The sequence below is a fragment of the Halobacillus sp. genome (assembly GCF_049282395.1).
Lineage (GTDB): Bacteria > Bacillota > Bacilli > Bacillales > Halobacillaceae > Halobacillus.
Map to the genome: position 1 here is coordinate 1 of NZ_JBAPTY010000055.1, position 3552 is coordinate 3552.

The 3552-nt window shown below is 43.8% G+C and carries 4 protein-coding genes; 3 read left to right on the forward strand and 1 reads right to left on the reverse strand.

What is annotated here, in order from left to right:
* Nucleotides 1–215: 215 nt before the first annotated feature.
* Nucleotides 216–653: a ferritin-like domain-containing protein gene (locus WAM07_RS02520; protein WP_089752140.1), complete on the reverse strand. Its 438-nt coding sequence runs from the start codon at nt 651–653 to the stop codon at nt 216–218.
* Nucleotides 654–847: 194 nt separating this feature from the next.
* Here WAM07_RS02520 and liaF point away from each other — a divergent pair, with 194 nt between their 5' ends.
* Genes liaF through WAM07_RS02535 form a run of 3 tightly spaced genes read left to right on the forward strand, consistent with a single transcriptional unit; the run spans nt 848 to nt 3376 of the window.
* Nucleotides 848–1672, forward strand: coding sequence for a cell wall-active antibiotics response protein LiaF (gene liaF, locus WAM07_RS02525; protein WP_422164501.1), 825 nt, complete (start codon nt 848–850; stop codon nt 1670–1672).
* A 10-nt stretch (nt 1673–1682) separates the two neighbouring features.
* Nucleotides 1683–2747: a sensor histidine kinase gene (locus WAM07_RS02530; RefSeq protein WP_422164503.1), complete on the forward strand. Its 1065-nt coding sequence runs from the start codon at nt 1683–1685 to the stop codon at nt 2745–2747.
* Nucleotides 2744–3376, forward strand: coding sequence for a response regulator (locus WAM07_RS02535; RefSeq protein WP_422164505.1), 633 nt, complete (start codon nt 2744–2746; stop codon nt 3374–3376). Before WAM07_RS02530 ends, WAM07_RS02535 begins: the two co-directional genes overlap by 4 nt.
* Nucleotides 3377–3552: the final 176 nt, after the last annotated feature.

Consider the following 3552-nt stretch of genomic DNA (forward strand, 5'->3'; position numbering starts at 1 on the left):
CATCATATGAAGGCCTTTACGTAAAGGATTTCGAGCGCTCCATGATCGCAAAGGGGCGGAAGGGAAAGCGAGCCGTTCCCTGGAGCCACTTCTCCACCCAATATCTCGAAATCGAGTCTTCAACTAACCGACCCTATTGTGTAATATCTCTTTGGGATAGATAACACTTATTAGGTACAAAAAAACCGCTGCTTAAGCAGCGGTTTTGAATTCGTCTATTCAGCTAATCGAGAATCCTGTAGCATACGACCGATTTCTTCATAGTGACCTGTCTCATCAGAGATCAAGTCATCGAGTTTAACTGAAAGTTCAGTCAGGCCAAGTTCTTCTGCTTGAACTTTACGCTCTTCATAACGCTTGATGGTTTGACGTTCAGCTTCTCTTGCTTCTTCAAGCATCGGTTTAACTTCTGTATGCTGCTTCACCTCTGCTGGAGTTGTAGTAGGCGTGCCGCCAAGTATGCTGATTTTCTCGGATAAGTAAAGAGCATGTCCTTGTTCATCAGCCACTTCGCTTTCGAAAAATGGTTTCAGTACAGAACGATATAGACCGGAAACGACCGCTGCGTTATACGTGTACATGATTGAAGCGGCATATTCGTTGGCCAAGTCTTCATTTAGTCCTTCGATTAATACCTTCATTTTTTCATCCATATGACAACATCCTTTCTAAAAAAAGTTCCACAGTTTAGATATTCCCTGAGACTTGCTGTTTAAACCCCATCTCTTTATTTTCTAAGCCTCCGACCTAAGACGGAGGATAAACCCATCTTCCGTTTGTTTCTAAGTGGTAGGATAAACGCTAAAGTAAGGATATGGAGAACGTTTCTTTTTTTAAGAAGGGATTTATGGAAGAAATAGAGAATAACTCATCGCAGGATGAAAAAAGGGTGATTCAATTGAAAAAAAGAGCAGCAAATATTTTATTAGCCACAGGATTGGTTGTGATTGGAGCCATTCTTCTATTGGCCAACCTCGGAATTATTTCCTTGGAAATAGAGTTTTCATGGTCTACGATTTATCCAGTTCTTTTAGTCGGGGTTGGGTTGAAATTGTGGGGGGATTCTCTCTTGAAACAAGGGGGATCCTGGACGTTAGGCTCCTTTCTAACCGTGTTTGGAGTCCTTTTAATTATGGATCGTTTTGAAGTAATCTCCTTTCAATTTGAGGATGTTCTGCGTTTGTGGCCGTTGTTATTTATATATATCGGTTTTAGTATTTTTCTTGGCGGGCAGAAAACGAAAAAATTTGAATTTGATACAAATGGAGCTGCTTCCTACCACGAACCTTCTTCAGGCAAGAAGAGAAAATCAACTAAGATGCTTATTGGAGATCATTCCTATAATGATGAGAATTGGAAGGTAGAGCCCATGGATTTATGGAATGGCATAGGGGATTACAAGTTTGATTTCACCAGAGCGTTCATTCCCGATGGGGATACTCCGATCATTGTAAGAGGTTGGATTGGTGATGTGAAAATGATTATTCCGAATAACGTTCCGTTTCGTGTCGAAGCGAGAATTAAGACGGGAGATATAAAAGTGGCCGGCCAGACGGCTGATGGTTTACGAAGAGAGATTGTGTATGAAACGGATGATTACCAAACGGCTGACAGGAGATTATCTCTGTGGATTGATTTCAATGTAGGTTCAATTAAGGTCGAGCGTGTATAGGGGGAGCACTATGTTTAAGCAGTTGAACAGTATCCGATATATGTATATCCGTTCGCATTTGTACGGGCTTATCTTGAATATATTTATTATGCTTGCTCTTCTTCTCTCTGTACATGTGTGGTTTAATCCGGATTGGCTTCACCCTGGTGCGATATTGTTTTTTATCGCTTCTTATCTCTTAGTAGGATTTGTAATGGCGGTCTATGCCGGATTCAAATCAAGCGGGGATATGAAGCAGCGCATGGATTATATTTCTACGATGATTACCAGGCTTGCCCGCGGCGAGTTGTCTTCACGGCTTTATTTTAATGAGGAGGATGAAATTTCAGGGATCGCTGACGAGCTGAACACGCTTGGGGAGAAGCTGCACCAGCAGCGGGAATCTCTTCTGAAACTTGCGGATGAAAAAGGAGAACTGGCACGTTCTGCACACAAAGCAGCGACCATTGAAGAACGGCAGCGCCTGGCCAGAGATCTTCACGATGCAGTCAGCCAGCAGCTGTTTGCTTTAACTATGATGGCTCAGGCGGCCGACCGTGTAATTGAAAAGAACCCCGAACAAGCTAAAAAACAGCTTAAGGAAATTACACAAATGGCTTTGCAGGCTCAAACAGAAATGAGAGCGCTGCTTCTGCATTTACGGCCTGTTCACTTATCAGGTGAACCCCTGGGGCAGGGGATTGCCTCGCTCATTGAAGAACTGAAGCAAAAGTGTTCTCTTGATTTCAAGGTTCAAATGGAAGACGTTTCGGATTTGTCGAAAACGACGGAAGAACACCTTTTCAGGGTAGTCCAGGAGGCGCTTTCGAACATTCTGCGCCATGCCAACGCTAAGGAAGTGAAGGTGGAAATGACGAGCTCCGGCCGGGAAGTATTTTTACATATTGCTGATGACGGTGCGGGGTTTCATGCAGAAGACAAACAGGACAACAAAGCATCCTATGGGTTGAAAACGATGAGAGAACGCTGTGAAGAGGTAGGCGGCGAGTTCACGATCCGTTCCCGCGTAGGAGAAGGGACTCACATTGATCTTCGAGTTCCTAAACAGCTAACTTTAAAGGAGGCAGAGGAATGATACGTGTCGTAGTAGTTGATGATCATGAAGTGGTTCGCAAGGGCGTGATCGCCTACCTGAATACGGAAGAGGAACTCGAGATTGTCGGGGAAGCCTCAGATGGTTATACAGGAGCAGCTCTTGTAAAAGAATTAAAACCAGACGTTGTGTTAATGGATTTAATTATGGAAAATGGAACGGGAATTGAAGCTACCAAAGAAATAATGGAGACAGAGACCTGCCGCATTATTATTCTGACGAGTTTTTACGACGATGAAAAGGTGTTTCCGGCACTCGAAGCCGGGGCGTTCAGCTATATGCTGAAGACTTCATCTGCTGACGAGATAGCTGAAGCAATCAAAAAAGCATATCGTGGCGAAAACGTGATTGAGCCTAAAGTGGCCACCAAGATGATGACTCGTTTCCGCCAGGATAAGAAACCTCATGAAGAATTGACCAATCGTGAGCGGGAAGTTTTATTATGTATTGGAGAAGGGATGACCAATCAGGAGATTAGTGACCACCTTTTCATTGGGATTAAAACGGTGAAAACGCATGTGAGCAATGTGCTGAGCAAGTTAGAAGTACAGGATCGTACTCAAGCTGCTGTCTATGTCCACCGCAATGGTCTATTGAAAAAAGAATCATAAGATCAAGTTCTTCACACATGCATTAGTTCAAGAAAAGCTCTCATTACTTGAAGACTTGATTTCGAGACTGTTGTGAGAATTTGGTCCTTCGGGGGACGATTTCGCTTTTCGCGGGCATGTGCTGAGCTTCCTCGGGCTTAACAGCCCTGCGGGATCTCACCGATCATGTTCATCCC

Bases quoted from the DNA above. Each gene is read 5' to 3' on its own strand.
- WAM07_RS02520 (WP_089752140.1), bottom strand. From the start codon at position 653: ATGGATGAAAAAATGAAGGTATTAATCGAAGGACTAAATGAAGACTTG.
- WAM07_RS02530 (WP_422164503.1), top strand. From the start codon at position 1,683: ATGTTTAAGCAGTTGAACAGTATCCGATATATGTATATCCGTTCGCAT.
- liaF (WP_422164501.1), top strand. From the start codon at position 848: ATGGAAGAAATAGAGAATAACTCATCGCAGGATGAAAAAAGGGTGATT.
- WAM07_RS02535 (WP_422164505.1), top strand. From the start codon at position 2,744: ATGATACGTGTCGTAGTAGTTGATGATCATGAAGTGGTTCGCAAGGGC.